General features: G+C 55.1%; 15 protein-coding genes. 6 read left to right on the top strand and 9 right to left on the bottom strand.

Going from position 1 to position 14,595, the window contains the following annotated elements; all coding sequences use genetic code 11:
• Positions 1-16: 16 nt before the first annotated feature.
• A complete protein-coding gene (gene ptrB / locus BMF08_RS17335; RefSeq protein WP_072568777.1) occupies positions 17-2,083 on the top strand; it encodes an oligopeptidase B in 2,067 nt (688 codons plus the stop codon).
• Here the strand turns inward: ptrB and exoX are convergent.
• Both exoX and BMF08_RS17325 read right to left on the bottom strand, forming a co-directional pair.
• A complete protein-coding gene (exoX, locus tag BMF08_RS17330) occupies positions 2,073-2,732 on the bottom strand; it encodes an exodeoxyribonuclease X (RefSeq protein ID WP_072568776.1) in 660 nt (219 codons plus the stop codon). The two genes, ptrB and exoX, sit on opposite strands and share 11 nt — an antisense overlap.
• Before the next feature lie 29 nt (positions 2,733-2,761).
• Positions 2,762-2,992, bottom strand: a complete 231-nt coding sequence (locus tag BMF08_RS17325; protein WP_072568775.1) for a DNA polymerase III subunit theta — start codon at positions 2,990-2,992, stop codon at positions 2,762-2,764.
• Positions 2,993-3,128: 136 nt separating this feature from the next.
• On the opposite strand from BMF08_RS17325, the gene yobA reads away from it, so the two are divergent.
• The 4 genes from yobA to BMF08_RS17305 all read left to right on the top strand — a co-directional run bounded on the left by yobA (position 3,129) and on the right by BMF08_RS17305 (position 6,141).
• A complete protein-coding gene (gene yobA, locus BMF08_RS17320; protein WP_072568774.1) occupies positions 3,129-3,503 on the top strand; it encodes a CopC domain-containing protein YobA in 375 nt (124 codons plus the stop codon).
• A 3-nt stretch (positions 3,504-3,506) separates the two neighbouring features.
• Positions 3,507-4,376, top strand: coding sequence for a copper homeostasis membrane protein CopD (gene copD / locus BMF08_RS17315; protein ID WP_072568773.1), 870 nt, complete (start codon positions 3,507-3,509; stop codon positions 4,374-4,376).
• A gap of 16 nt (positions 4,377-4,392) precedes the next feature.
• Positions 4,393-4,731, top strand: coding sequence for a YebY family protein (locus BMF08_RS17310; protein WP_072568772.1), 339 nt, complete (start codon positions 4,393-4,395; stop codon positions 4,729-4,731).
• A gap of 513 nt (positions 4,732-5,244) precedes the next feature.
• Complete coding sequence (locus BMF08_RS17305) at positions 5,245-6,141, top strand: diguanylate cyclase (RefSeq protein WP_072568771.1); 897 nt, start codon at positions 5,245-5,247, stop codon at positions 6,139-6,141.
• A 40-nt stretch (positions 6,142-6,181) separates the two neighbouring features.
• Here the strand turns inward: BMF08_RS17305 and BMF08_RS17300 are convergent, their stop codons facing one another.
• From BMF08_RS17300 to yebS, 7 genes are all read right to left on the bottom strand, one after another.
• Positions 6,182-6,622: an ECs1072 family phage-associated protein gene (locus tag BMF08_RS17300; protein ID WP_072568770.1), complete on the bottom strand. Its 441-nt coding sequence runs from the start codon at positions 6,620-6,622 to the stop codon at positions 6,182-6,184.
• 86 nt (positions 6,623-6,708) lie between these two features.
• Entirely contained in the window at positions 6,709-7,653 is a 945-nt protein-coding gene (locus tag BMF08_RS17295) for a VirK/YbjX family protein (protein ID WP_072568769.1), read from the bottom strand.
• 206 nt (positions 7,654-7,859) lie between these two features.
• A complete protein-coding gene (locus tag BMF08_RS17290) occupies positions 7,860-8,051 on the bottom strand; it encodes a YebW family protein (RefSeq protein WP_072568768.1) in 192 nt (63 codons plus the stop codon).
• A 102-nt stretch (positions 8,052-8,153) separates the two neighbouring features.
• Positions 8,154-8,393 (bottom strand): YebV family protein, encoded by a 240-nt coding sequence (locus BMF08_RS17285; protein WP_072568767.1) that lies wholly within the window; start codon positions 8,391-8,393, stop codon positions 8,154-8,156.
• Between the two features lie 112 nt (positions 8,394-8,505).
• Positions 8,506-9,945 (bottom strand): 16S rRNA (cytosine(1407)-C(5))-methyltransferase RsmF, encoded by a 1,440-nt coding sequence (rsmF, locus tag BMF08_RS17280; protein WP_072568766.1) that lies wholly within the window; start codon positions 9,943-9,945, stop codon positions 8,506-8,508.
• A gap of 78 nt (positions 9,946-10,023) precedes the next feature.
• Positions 10,024-12,657 carry a PqiB family protein gene (locus BMF08_RS17275; RefSeq protein ID WP_072568765.1) on the bottom strand — a complete coding sequence of 878 codons (2,634 nt, stop codon included), beginning with the start codon at positions 12,655-12,657 and terminating at the stop codon, positions 10,024-10,026.
• Positions 12,626-13,909, bottom strand: a complete 1,284-nt coding sequence (gene yebS / locus BMF08_RS17270) for a membrane integrity lipid transport subunit YebS (RefSeq protein WP_072568764.1) — start codon at positions 13,907-13,909, stop codon at positions 12,626-12,628. Before yebS ends, BMF08_RS17275 begins: the two co-directional genes overlap by 32 nt.
• Positions 13,910-14,039: 130 nt before the next feature.
• Here yebS and BMF08_RS17265 point away from each other — a divergent pair, with 130 nt between their 5' ends.
• Positions 14,040-14,537, top strand: a complete 498-nt coding sequence (locus tag BMF08_RS17265; protein ID WP_072568763.1) for a GAF domain-containing protein — start codon at positions 14,040-14,042, stop codon at positions 14,535-14,537.
• Positions 14,538-14,595 lie beyond the last annotated feature (58 nt).

Raw genomic sequence — 14,595 nt, 5'->3', positions numbered from 1 at the left:
GCAAAAGACAGACGCTATGCCACCAAAAGCCAGAAAAATTCCTCACGCCATCACCACGCATGGCGACACACGCATCGACGACTACTACTGGCTGCGGGACGACTCGCGCTCGCAGCCGGAAGTGCTGGATTACCTGCATCAGGAAAATGACTATGGCCGCGAGGTCATGGCATCGCAGCAGGCGCTGGAAGAGCGTCTGCTGGCTGAAATCGTTGGGCGTATCCCCCAGCGCGAAGTATCTGCGCCTTATACCCGCAACGGCTACCGTTACCGGCATATCTATGAGCCGGGCTGTGAATACGCTATCTATCAGCGCCAGTCGGTGCTCAGTTCCGAATGGGATGAGTGGCAGGTGCTGCTTGATGCCAACAAACGCGCCGCGCACAGCGAGTTCTACACCCTTGGCGGACTGGCGATCTCGCCGGACAATAATATTATGGCGCTGGCGGAAGATTATCTGTCGCGTCGCCAGTACGGTATTCGCTTTCGTAATCTGCAAACCGGCAACTGGTATCCGGAGATGCTGGCCAACGTCACGCCGGACTTTGTGTGGGTTAATGACTCTGAAACGCTGTACTACGTGCGCAAACACGCGACGACGTTGCTGCCGTATCAGGTCTGGCGTCATACCGTCGGCTCGCCTGTCTGTCAGGATGAACTGGTTTATGAAGAGCAGGACGAGACCTTTTACGTCAGCCTGCACAAAACCACTTCACAGCACTACGTGGTGATTTCGCTTTCCAGCGCCACCACCAGCGAGTCGTTACTGCTGGATGCAGAGCTGCCGGACGCCCAGCCGCTGCGCTTTTTGCCCAGGCGTAAAGATCATGAGTACAATCTTGATCATTATCAGCATACCTTTTACCTGCGCTCTAACCGCGAAGGCAAAAACTTTGGCCTTTACCGCACCAAAGTGCGCAGCGAGGCGAAATGGGAAGTGCTGATCCCGCCGCGGGACGCCATTATGCTGGAAGGCTTTACGCTCTTTACCGACTGGCTGGTGGTGGAAGAGCGCCAGCGCGGATTGACCAGTCTGCGACAGATCAACCGCAAAACCCGTGAAGTCACCGGCATTGCCTTTGACGATCCCGCCTATGTCACCTGGCTTGCGTATAATCCTGAGCCGGAAACGTCGCGCCTGCGCTATGGCTATTCGTCGCTGACCACGCCCGATACGCTGTTTGAACTGGATATGGATACCGGCGAGCGCCGCGTGCTTAAGCAGACGGAAGTGCAGGGTTTCGAGGCCAGCGACTACCGCAGTGAACATCTGTGGATCAAAGCACGGGATGGCGTGGAAGTGCCGGTATCGCTGGTATACCACCGCAAACATTTCCGTAAAGGGGAAAACCCGATCCTGATTTATGGTTACGGCTCCTACGGATCCAGTATGGATGCCGATTTCAGCAGCAGCCGTATCAGCTTGCTGGATCGCGGCTTTGTTTACGCCATCGCCCATGTGCGCGGCGGCGGCGAACTGGGACAGTCCTGGTATGAGGACGGCAAATTCCTGCGCAAGAAAAACACCTTCAACGATTATATCGACGTCTGCGACGCGCTTATCGCGCAGGGCTACGGCTCGCCGCACTATTGCTATGGCATGGGCGGCAGCGCGGGCGGCATGTTAATGGGGGTGGCGATTAACCAGCGGCCGGATCTGTTCCACGGTGTGATAGCCCAGGTACCCTTTGTGGATGTGGTGACCACCATGCTGGACGAATCCATTCCGCTCACCACCGGTGAGTTTGAGGAGTGGGGCAACCCGCAGGATCCGGAATATTACGCTTATATGAAGAGCTACAGCCCCTACGACAATATCCAGCGGCAGGCCTATCCGCATCTGCTGGTGACCACCGGGCTGCACGATTCACAGGTGCAGTACTGGGAGCCGGCGAAATGGGTCGCCAGGCTGCGTGAAATGAAAACCGACGACAACCTGCTGTTACTGTGCACCGATATGGATTCCGGGCACGGCGGGAAATCGGGCCGCTTCAAATCCTATGAAGGGGTGGCGCTGGAATATGCGTTTCTCATTGGCCTTGCGCAGGGCACGTTACCGGGACGTCAGGCTACTAATCGTTAAGGTAGTGCTTAAGGGTCAGGCGCAGCTCCGGACTCATACGATCCAGGTTATTAAACAGCCAGCGCAGGTAGCCCGGATCGCGTTCGGCCACTTCCGACACCGCTTTACCGCGATATTTGCCGAAGGTAAAAGTGGTCATCAGGGCAGGGCGGCCGGTAATGGTCGCCATCTGGTCCGGCGTCCAGCCTGAAGTATTCATAATATCAATCAGCAGCGCGGCGGTAATGTAGCAGTCATACAGCGCCCGGTGATGATGCAGCCCGGCCGGGGTCTGGACATTCAGTTTACGGGATTTATACAGCGCCATATTGCTGTATTTGATCCCAGGCCACAGCCGACGCGCCAGCTTCATGGTGCAGATCCACTCGCCGGGCATTTCCGGCAGCACGCGCCGGTCAAAGCTGGCGTTGTGGGCGACATACCATTCACTGCCCATATAATGGGGAATAACCTCTTCGATCCATGGCTGATCCGCCACCATCGCTTCCGTGATACGGTGGATAGCCATTGCCTGCGGACTGATAGGGCGATCCGGGCGCACCAGATGGCTCATCGGATTCACTATCTGGCCGTCAATAATATCGACGGAAGCAATTTCTACGATGCCGCCCTGCAAATCGCAGGTTTCGGTGTCTATCACGCGTAACATGTGGGTTTCCCTTAGCAGGTGGTGCAAATTTATTTCATTTTCGGCTCATACGGCAGGCGCGAGAGCGACACCGAGGCCAGACGATGGGCAATCAGGCGCTCCCTGAACCAGTCACGCAGATGCGCGGGCTGCTCACGCTCTACGGCTTCCGCGATCACCGGCATGTTATAGCGCTCCTTAAAGGCTACACCAGCCGCCGCCAGATCGACATTCACTTTGTCCATCTCATCCTGAGGAAGGGTAGCGAGATTTTTGTTCATAAACTTCTCCTGAGTGTTCGGCGCAAAACTTACTAAGCCTGCCCCGGAAAGGCAAGCCCGACTGCCGGCAGACTCGACTCATACATTCATCGGGGTTATTCTCATTACTGAGATATAACAAAAAGGAATGGAATAAATGACTTTCATGGTATCCCGTCTCTGTTCTGCCTTGCTGCTTGCAGGCGGAATGCTCGCAACGCCTGCTGTTTTTGCGCATGCCCATCTGAAACATCAGTATCCGGCAGCAGATGCGAAGGTCGATGCAGCACCCCAGGCGCTGACGCTCAATTTCTCGGAAGGGATTGAGCCAAAATTCAGCGGCGTGAAAATTACCGGCAGCAAACAGCAGGACGTGAAAACCGGCCCGGTGAAACGTAATGAGAACGACAAAACGCAGTTGATTGTGCCCATTGAGCAGGCGCTGACGCCGGGAGAGTATACCGTAGACTGGCACGTTGTGTCGGTCGATGGACACAAAACCACAGGTAATTATCACTTCAGCGTCAGATAACCGATGCTGGCCTTTCTCTATATCACGTTGCGGTTTATCCATTTCGCCACCCTGATACTGGCGACAGGTAGCGCCTGGTTCAGCGCCGTGCTGGCGCCGGCAGATATGCAACCGGTGATCATCCGCCGCTTTAAACGTATACAGCGCCTCTGCCTGACCCTGTGCGCTGGCAGCGCGCTGCTGATGTTTGCCGTACAGGGCGGAATGATGGGCAATGGCTTTGCAGATACGCTTCACCCTGATATCTGGCTGGCGGTGGCGCAGACGCAATTTGGCAGCGTCTGGCTGTGGCAGATGCTGCTGGCGCTCATCACGCTGGTTATGGTGATGGTGCAGCCACGCTGTCAGGGGCGCCTGTTTGCGTTGCTCCTCGCGCAGCTCATGTTACAGGCCATGGTCGGTCATGCGGCGATGCATGACGGGCTGCCCGGCCTGTTGCAGCGCCTGAATCACGCCCTGCATCTGATCTGCGCAACCGCATGGTTTGGCGGTCTCCTGCCGGTGATTTTTTGCACCCGACAAGCCGGAGGTCACAGGCGCGAAGCGGCAATCACTACGCTGATGCGTTTTTCCCGCGCCACGCATCTGGCGGTGGCGCTGGTATTCCTGACGGGTATTATTAATGCGCTGTTGATCCAGGGCGTTGCGCTACCCTGGCAGAGCGATTATGGTCGCCTGCTTTTGTGCAAATGTGCGCTGGTGCTGCTGATGCTGGTAATTGCGGTCGTGAATCGTTATGTTCTGGTGCCGCGCTTTCGCACCCATGGTCGTCAGGCGCAAACACACTTTATTCGCATGACGCAGGCCGAAGTGATCCTGGGTACACTGGTGCTGGCCCTGGTTAGCCTGTTCGCAACGCTTGAACCTTTCTGAATAACTGGCGAAGACAATGAAGAAAAGTATTCTCTCCCTGCTGTTACTTACCTGTTCCGCCGCCGCGCTGGCAGCCCCGAAAGTGATCACGGTAAGCCGTTTTGAAGTCGGAAAAGATAACTGGGCCTTTAACCGCGAGGAGGTGATGTTAACCTGCCGTCCGGGACATGCGCTCTTTGCGATTAATCCGTCGACGCTGGTGCAGTATCCGCTGAACGAGGCGGCACAAAAGCAGGTCGACAGCGGTCAGGCGCAGGGTACGTCCATCAGTGTGATCCAGGTCGATAATCCGCACAAAAGCGGTGAAAAAATGAGCCTCGCTCCGTTTATCGAGCGTGCTGAAAAGCTCTGCTAAATACCAAAAATATCTTTCTGATTTCCAATAAAAAAACCGCAGCCCTCATACTGAAGTGCTGCGGTTTTTTGCTTTTCGGCTGCGACCTTAACCGGATTTTCCAGACCACTCCTGCGGCAGACTGGAAAAGCTGGCGCTGTCATCTATTCTTAAAGTGCCAGGCGTAGTTTGCCTGCATTAATGCCAACTTTTAGCGCACGGCTCTCTCCCAAGAGCCATTTCCCTGGACCGAATACAGGAATCGTATTCGGTCTTTTTTTATTCTGTTTTCCATCAACAACTTAGCCAGCAGGTGCCGATCCCGCGCCTTTTGCCTGACTCAGGTTACAAGGTAAACGTTTTTTGGAGTGTATCCAACCCCTTTTCGACGCTTTTTGTCCGCACTTTGTGGGTTCGCCCTCATGCTGATATTAGCGGGCACGTGAAGGTTAAATAAAACTAATTAAAGTGTAGTATCGTATTAGGCTATTTAAATATTTATTTTGCGCTAAAATATTCACGAAGGTTATATGTATGAACAAAAAACACAGTTATATTGATTCAACTATTCTTGGGCTCAATAATTCATCCGAAGCCCATTTTAAATGGCTGGTAAAAGTACTCCATTTTATCGCGAATAAATCGGCGCTGATGCCTGAGCTGACTTATGACGACGCCCATAAAATTTGCGAATTTGGTCAGTGGATCGACGAGCGGCTGACAGAAGAGCGCAATGACGGCAGTTTTCTTCAGGACATCCACCGCAGGCACCACGACATTCATATCACCTGCCGGGCGCTGGTGGAGGCGGTGCGCAAGGGTGAAGTGAGCGACGCGCGTTTTGATAGCTTTGAAAATGCGCTCATTGCCTTCAATGCCTCGGTGACCGACTATAAAACCCATCTTTTACAGTTGCGCAGCAGTTACGACACGCTCACCGGTTTACCTTTACGACGCACGCTGGATGATTCTTTTAGCGGGATGGTCGATCAATACAGTCAACAGGGATTGTATTTATTACTGGTGGACATCGATCACTTCAAAAAAATAAATGATAACTACGGGCATCTGGTGGGAGATGGGGTATTACGCTGTCTGGCGCTGACGCTGGAAGATAATGTCAGAAAGTGTGAGACCGTATATCGCTATGGCGGTGAGGAGTTTATTATTGTGTTGCATGCCGCCACAAAAAAAGAAGCCTGCATTGCTGCCGAACGGATCCGCAACCTGATTGCCAGAACATTAATGCTTGTGGCCGGGCATGAAATTAAGATCACCTTTACCGCCGGGTTAACCCGTATCGATGAAGATGAAGTATTACGCGAAGTGCTGGAAAGAACCGACAAGGCGTTATACCACGGCAAGGAAACCGGTCGTAATCGCTGTATTTATGTTGATCGCGAAAAAATAATGCAAAAAATCGAGGTTTAAAAAAACTACCACTCCCCGCGGCACCGCGGGAAGGGGAATATCAGCGTTGCAGAAAGAGGGCGTTTTCGCGCGGCGACCAGTCTTTTTCTGAGAAATCAAAAACCGGGAAAGCGGTGTCACGCACACCCTGGGCGAGCAGCATTTCACGCGCCTCGACGGGCAGGTTTTCTTCACGGAATAATTCAGCCATCACAAACATGGCATCATTGAAGGAAAGCTGCTTAATCTCGAAAGGCTTCCAGCCGGTGCGCTTGAAAATCAGGTGATAAAGCGCTTCTTCGCCGGATAGCGGAACAAACATGCTGGCGTATTTATCACGATGCCTGGCGAGCAGCACTTCCAGAATAAATATTTGCGCGATACGCTGTCGGGTGGCATTCCCCAGGGGACTCTCTTCGTTTTCCATTTCCGCAAAGGGAATGTCGTTGTTTTCACGCACCCGCGTGGCTATGGCATTCCACAATTCATCAAACTTTTGCATACCGCTACCTTGTCTTAAGTGTTCCTGGCCTTAAGACAATAACAGAGAGCCCGCCACCCCGCCAGACGCTGCCCGGCGGGTGATGATTAATCAAACAGCGCCCGCAGACGGGCCTGAACATCATCCATCAGCGCAAAGCGGCGGCGATACTCAGCGCGTTTCTTGCTGGCAATGCTTTCAAGGGATTTACGCTCAAGCTGTAACGGCAACTTCCAGCGCCAGGCATTGTCAGGCGTGCCATCCACGGAGGCCCAGAATTCATCGTAGCTGGCATGAAAATGCCGGCCCTTACTGAAACGATAGCGCAGGGCACGGAACACATGGCCTTTATCGCTGACGCCATAGACCGCCGTAATGCCGGTAAGCGCCGCCAGTTGCCAGAATATTTCCATCAGCATACGTTTCGGAAAGATACCGTAGCAGGCGCGGGTGGACTGTTTAATGACGTCGTGAGAAACCGAGCGGCGCGGTCCCTGTAATCCTCCCACCATCAGCGCGCGCGCTCCCTTTTCCGTCACCACGCTGAAAGTGGCGCTTGCCAGCAGCGTATTATCTGCGCCATACAGCCACAGGGTGCTTTCACCTTCACGCTCGGCTTTGCTGGCGCAGGAGGCGTAGACGGTAAAAGGCGCATCGTCTTTGCCGGTAAATTCCAGTAGAGGTACCGGCGCGGCAGCGGTCAGCGCCTCCGCAAGCGGTGCTGAGGTAAGACTGTCGATAAAGTCATAGTGGCTGATGATAGCGTCGGCGCGCTGTCCGGCACGCAGCCCCCGCATCAAATACTGGCGGTGCGATTTACTGGGCAGCGTGATTTGGGCGCTGAGCAGGCGGTCGAAACCCGGACGGCTGGACAGGCTGTTCAGCATTTTAACGGTCGACGGCCAGAAGAGCAGCGAGCGCAGGAGAAATTTAACGCGATAATCGCGCTTTTGCCAGATCGGTCCGGGCGTCAGACGGCCATGGATCAGGTCGGAAATAAGGTGTGGATGCGGCGATGAGGGCGCATCAATTTGCAGGGTAGTGTTTGTCACAATAATGACCTCTCTAATTTCCGACTATTCTGGAGGCCTGACAAAAATATGTTAATGGCTGCGGGAGTTTTATTTCCGCTTTGTTTAGGATTGATTGAGGTTAATCTGATTTAAATAAAAAGACCGGAAGGGCAATAAACAGGGACGCGGGCGAGGGTATTATTGCGTCTGCGGAGCACCCGCAGCGCAATATATGACAAAGGTCATCAGAAATCACTGTACTCCTGAGCCGGACGCCAGAAGCCATCGATAAAATCTTCTACCGGGTAGCAGCCGCCGTGCCGCAAACGTTGCTCATCCATGGCCACCAGGCACTGTTGTTCAGTGTTATAGACATCAATCACAATGTCATCACACCCACCATCCAGGTAACAAACAAATAATACCAGTGCGAACATTCCATCCTCAGATCGGGCTAACGTAGGGTAAGTGTAGGGGATGAAACAGAGCGGGGGAAATTCGTGGAGTAAATAACCCGTCCGGAAGACGGGTTCTTCGGATCAGGCAAGACGCATAATCCAGGTATCAGACTGCTCATCATAATGTTCGCGGTACAACACTGAGTGCTCACCATTAAGCAGCGCCGGAATGCTGGTATCCGCATCCCAGGCATCCAGTTGCATACATAAATCCGGATCGGAACTGCATGGAATACGCAATGTTCGTTCACCCTGCTGTTCGCCTTGCAGCTCAGCATCATCGATTTCAAAGGTGCCAATACGCACGCTGGTTTTCGTCATAATGCTCTCCGTTAAGTTGCTATAGTGGTACGACCAGTAAAGTCACCCATTTTTTAGCCTGGTTCACTTAAGCGGAATACGCCAGTCAGAATGTGCTTATTTTTTTAAGCCGTCAGTCTCTGGCCGCAAATAAACGCCCGTCCCGCACCAGTTCACGTGGATAACTGTTTTTCAGCCGCGAGCCGATTTTTTTCGCCAGCCCCAATGGTTGCCCCTGGAAAGTGACAATCACGTCGTCCTGCGGGGGCGTGGTTTGCGGATAAACGTCACGCCCGCGATACCACTCTTCGGCTTCCTGATGGGTCAGCTCAAAGGCCAGCGGATTTGCAGTGCCGGCCAGCGCGATAATGGCTTCGTGCTGCCAGCGGAAACCTTTGTTATGCACCTCGGCAAATTTGATGCCCAGACGGGAGAAGCGCACTTTACCGATCATTGGTTCGATGGCCGCCGGGAATAACCAGATTTCTTTGTCCCGTTGCCACAGCCGCAACTGCTCGTCCCAGCGCAGCCCGACACTGGCCGCCGCATGTATCACGTTTGCGCTTTCACGGGTTTTCATCGGCGCGAAGGGAAAATTACCCACTTTGTAGGTCGGGGCCGGTAAAGGGGCCACGGAGGCGGTTTTACGCAGTCGCGCGACGAAAAAGCCTTCGCAGTCGTAAATCTGCGGGAAAACATGCAGGAAACCCTCTGCGGTAAGCGCGGCGCCGGCATCCGGAAACAGACTTGTCAGCGATTCAAATTCCACGGCGTCAGGATATTGCGCCTGCAGCCAGTGGCAGATGGCTTCGTTCTCGTCCAGGTTAAGCGTGCAGGTGGAATAGACCAGCGTCCCGCCGGGCCGCAAGGCGTGAAAAGCGCTGTCAATAAGTTCGCGCTGGGTGGCAGCGATTTCCAGATTGCTCGCCACCGACCAGTTTTTCAGCGCATCGGGATCTTTACGCACCACGCCTTCGCCGGAGCAGGGAGCGTCCAGCAGAATGGCGTCAAAGGCTTCCGGCAGCGCTGCGCCAAACACCCGTCCGTCGAAATGGGTGAGGGCGACGTTATGAATACCGCAGCGGCTGATATTGGCGTGCAGCACTTTTACGCGGCTGGCAGAAAATTCATTGGCGAGGATCGCCCCGCGATTCTGCATACGGGCGGCGATTTGCGTGGTTTTGGATCCCGGGGCGGCGGCCACATCCATTACCCGTAACGGCTGTTCATCCCCGGCAAAGAGCGCGGCGACCGGCAGCATGGAACTGGCTTCCTGAATATAAAACAGGCCGCTCAGGTGCTCGGCGGTACTGCCGAGCGGCACGGTATCTTCATCTTCACGCTCGATCCAGAAACCTTCGCCACACCAGGGCACCGGCGTCAGATGCCAGTCATAGGGCGCCACCAGCGTGAGAAAATCTTCCACGCTGATCTTCAGGGTGTTGACGCGAATGCTGCGGCGCAACGGGCGCTGGCAGGCGGCAATAAAGTCGTCAAAGGAGAGATGCGACGGCATGGCCTGGCGCATTTGCGTAAGAAAAGCATCGGGAAGATAAACAGAATTGTGTGCCACTCGCGTATCACCAGCAAAAAAACAGGCGCGCAGTGTAGCATAAAGGCCCCGGCGCAGACACGCCGGAGCCCCGGTTGGTTAACGCGGCAGGGCGGTGCCCCACTGACGCCACTCTTTCGGTTCACTGTCCTGTAACAGGAAGTGTTTACCGACCTGCGCTTTCGGTGCCAGCGGCGTGCCCGGCGGGGTGGCGAAGGCAATACCACCGCGAATAAACTGGTTGAAGGTGCCGGTTTTCACCACGCCACCGGTCAGGCCAAAGTCCAGTGAATAGCCGGAAGCCAGCCAGAATACCGAGTTATTCCGCACCAGATGTTCATAGCGCTTACTGATCCGCAGGCCGACCATCACGCGATCTGACAGCGTGCCCAGCGTCAGGCCGGTGACCGTACCCACTTCCATGCCACGGAACAGCACCGGCGTACCGATATTCAGCCCGCCTGCTTCCGGCACTTCCACCACGATACTCAGCCCGTCCAGATAACGGGAGTCGGCGATAGTCGCTTCCTGTAACTCGAAGTCGCGGCGTGCGTTGCCGCGTCCCGGCTCGACGTTGATATAAGGCTGCAGAATGGTATCAAGATGCTCCACGCCCGCCGCGGAAATCTGCGGCGTGATCACCGAGAAGCGTGTCCCGGTGCGGGCAAAGGTCTGCACATATTCCGGATAAAGCACCGCTTTTGCCTGCACTTCGTTGCGTTCGGTGATGAGCTTCAGATCCTGCACCTGGCCAATATCAATGCCGAGGTATTTGATCGGCATCCCGGCGGACAGTTTTCCGGCATCAAACGCGTGCAGGGTGATCTGCCCACCGACGGCGCGGGCGGCGGTTTCTGACGGGAAGAGTACCCGCTTGTCGCCTTTACGCGTAGACGCGCCAGCGCCCGGCAGGTTATCGAAGCTGATGGCGCCTTTCAGCGCGCGGGACAGCGGCGAGGCCTGTACCGTCAGTCCGCTGCCGTTGAGCTGTACTTTCGCGCCGCCTTCCGCCCAGAACACGCTGTTGCTGGTCAACAGCGAGCGGTATTCCGGCTTAATATGCAGCGAAATGTCGAAGGCATTGGCGCGCGGCGTCACGGTGATGACTTCACCCACCTCAAACTTACGATACAGCACCACCGATCCCGCCTGTACGTCCGGCAGGGTTTCGGCGGAGAGCGTCAGCGTGGTGGTGGGCAGATCGCCGAGGCTGTTTTCCAGCGCCTTGTCGAGGTTAGCAAACAGCGGATAGGTGGATTTCATCTCGCCTTTATTGCCCGGCAGGATGCGGATCCCGCCGCTGATCCACTCGCTGGCGCTGGCGGCGAGAAACTCCACGCCGTCCAGACCGAGCTTCACGTCCACCCGGCTGTTGACCACAAATTTGCTGTCGCCATGCAGCAGATCGCGATACTGCGGATCCAGCGCCACCGCGAAGGTCACGCCTTTCGCCGTCAGATTACGCTCCAGTACCTGACCCACCTGCACACCGTGCAGGATCACCGGCTGACCGGCATCGATGCCGTAACTTTCCGGCGCGGTCAGGGTGGTGGTGATCACGCCCGGCTCCTGCAACAGGGTTTTATCGGCGGGCAATACCACAAAGTGATCCCGCGGCTCGCCTTCGCCCGGCACCAGCTCCAGCGTATTGCCGGTTAACAGCGAACTGAGACTGGTATCGTTCAGGGAAATTTTCGGGCTGCGCATCTCAATGCGCGTATTGTCACGCAGCAGATTGACCACGCTCGGATCCACCGTCATTTCGCCGGTGACGCCGCCGCCTGGATTAAGGTTAATTTTGGTCAGCTCGCCCACTTCCAGCCCCTGATACATCAGCGGCGTAGAGTTCTCTTTCAGCCCCTGGCCGCCCGGCAAATCGAGTTTGATCAGCACGCCGCGCTGGCTGTGGGCTAAATCTTCGTACAGACCAAATTCATCGTCCGGCTCTGCGGGTTTGGAGCTGTCCGGCGAGTCAAAAGCGATGGCGCCATTCACCAGCGAGGCGAGGCTTTCCAGCTCCACCTTCGCACCGCTCAGGCCCACGTCCGCCTTCACGCCGGAGACGTTCCAGAAGCGGCTGCCTTTTTTCACCAGGTTAGTGAAACGGCGCTCAATCAGCACGTCGATGGTGACGCCCTGTTTGTCTTTGTTGATGGCGTAGTCATAGACGCGGCCCACCGGGATTTTACGGAAGTAGACCAGCGAGCCGCTGCTCAGGGAGCCCAGATCCGCCGCATGGAGATGGATCATCAGCTCACCGTTGTTAAGACGGTATTTTGGCTGCGTATCCAGCGCGGTAAAATGATCCTGAGGTTCGCCTTTGCCCGGCATCATGCCGATATAGTTACCTCCCACCAGCGCATCCAGACCTGAAATACCGGCCAGCGATGCCTTGGGCGTCACCAGCCAGAACTGGGTATCGCTACGCAGCGCATCTTTCATGTCGGCTTTTATACTCGCCCGCACCTCAATTTTATTGAGTTTTTCGCTCAGGCGAATGTCCTGCACCGTGCCGACTTCCACCCCCTGATAACGGACCGGCGTGCGTCCCGCCACAATGCCATCGGCAGAAACGAAGTCGATGGTAATGGTATTACCGCGATCTTCGAAACTGCTCCAGACAAGCCAGCCTGCGATCATCAGCGCGATGACCGGCAGCAGCCAGAAAGGTGAAATACGACGTTTAGTTTTAATGCGCGCTTCAGTCGGTGAAGCGGGGGTTTCCTGACTCATGTGCATCCCAAAGTAAGCGGCTGTCCAGCCATTCCACAGCAAGAATAGTCAAAATTACCGCTGCGCCGAAATAAAACGCAGCTGGCCCCATGGTAAACGCGAGCAATTGATCGCGATTAATCAAAGACATGGTGAGTGAAATTACAAACAAATCCAGCATCGACCAGCGCCCGATCCAGGTCACCAGCCGCAATAACAATACACGAGTCCGTAATCCTTGCTCACATTTAAAATGAATGCTGACAAGCAGCGTCAGCATGACCAGAACCTTGGTGAAGGGCACCAGAATACTGGCGATAAATACGATGGCGGCGACGGCGATATTGCTGCTCCCCAGTGAAATAATCCCCGACATAATGGTGTCTTCCTGGCGCGCGCCATTAATGTAAACCACCGAGATGGGCAACAGATTCGCAGGTAACAGAAAGACCATGGACGCCAGCAGCGCCGCCCAGCATTTCTGAATGCTCTGCCGACGGCGAAAACGTAACGGAATATGGCAGCGCGGACAGCGACCGCGGGCATCGGGCAAACCGGTGAAATGGCAGCCGAGGCAGACGCGCAGGTTATCATGCGGGCGGGTCGCCGGCCGCTGGGGATAAAAACGCTCCCACAGCTGTTCCACGTTGAGGTGGATAATGGTCAGGATGCTGAGGATCACCAGCGCGATAAACGCCAGCAGCCCGACGCCCGGTTGCAGGTAGGCGTAATCCTGCACCTTGATGGAGGCGACGCCAATACCGACCAGATAAATATCCAGCATCACCCACTCTTTCAGCCGCTCGATCATCAGCAGCACCGGGCGCAGGTTCATGCCGAGAATATTACCGAACCACAGATAGGCAATGGCGGCGACCAGCACCAGCGGCGCGCCGACGGTACAGAACAAAACCATTGCTGCGGTCAATGGATCGCCCTGGGCGGTCATCTGCCAGATGCCCATCAACAGGTTGGCGTCGATGCGCGTGCCCAGCAAATAGAAGCGCAGCAAGGGTTCGCTCCAGGCAAAGGGCATCAGCAACAGCATGGTGACGGCCATCGCCGCCAGGCGCGTCAGCGACCAGTCGCGTCCATCGCGAATTTTGGCGTCACACCGCGGACACCAGGCGCTCTGGTGCGATTTCATCACCGGTAACGCAAAAAGCGTATCGCACTGCGGGCAACGCTGATAATGTGCACGAGGCAAAGCATCACCAACCGAATGTACGGTGATTTTTTTGTCTGGTGTTACCTGCGAGATTTTTAAAGCCATGGTTTCAATAGCCAGTGTTGGAATGCATCTATATTAACTCATGAATGGAATCATCTTGAGCAAGAACGCATTTAATGCTTATTTTATTAGGCTGTGCAGGAATTTTGTAAGACAACCAAGTGATTAAATAATGAACAAAGCAGATTTCTATGCGGATTTGAACCGCGATTTTCAGGCGTTGATGACAGGCGAAAGCAGTTTCTTAGCCACCCTTGCCAATACCAGCGCGCTGCTGTTTGAGCGTCTGGACGGGGTTAACTGGGCAGGCTTTTACCTGCTGGAAGGCGAGACGCTGGTGTTAGGGCCGTTCCAGGGCAAAATCGCCTGTGTACGTATTCCTGTCGGTCGCGGCGTGTGTGGCACCGCGGTGGCGCAAAACCGTGTGCAGCGGGTGGATGATGTGCATGCCTTTGATGGCCACATCGCCTGCGATTCCGCCAGTAATGCTGAAATTGTTCTGCCGCTGGTAGTGAACGATCAGATTATTGGCGTGCTCGACATCGACAGTACGGTCTTTTCCCGCTTCACTGCTGAGGACGAAGAGGGCCTGCGCCAGCTGGTTTCGCAGCTTGAAACCGTTCTGGCGGCGACCGATTACCGTAAATTCTTTGCAGCCGTCGCAGGATAATCAACGGATAACGTAGCATTTACTGATAGCGTCATTATAATGACGCCTGTTCATGCCT

This window comes from Enterobacter sp. SA187 (assembly GCF_001888805.2).
Taxonomy (GTDB): Bacteria; Pseudomonadota; Gammaproteobacteria; order Enterobacterales; family Enterobacteriaceae; genus Enterobacter_D.
The sequence above is the reverse complement of the archived record's forward strand: the minus strand, read 5'-3'. Positions and strand labels throughout refer to the sequence as shown.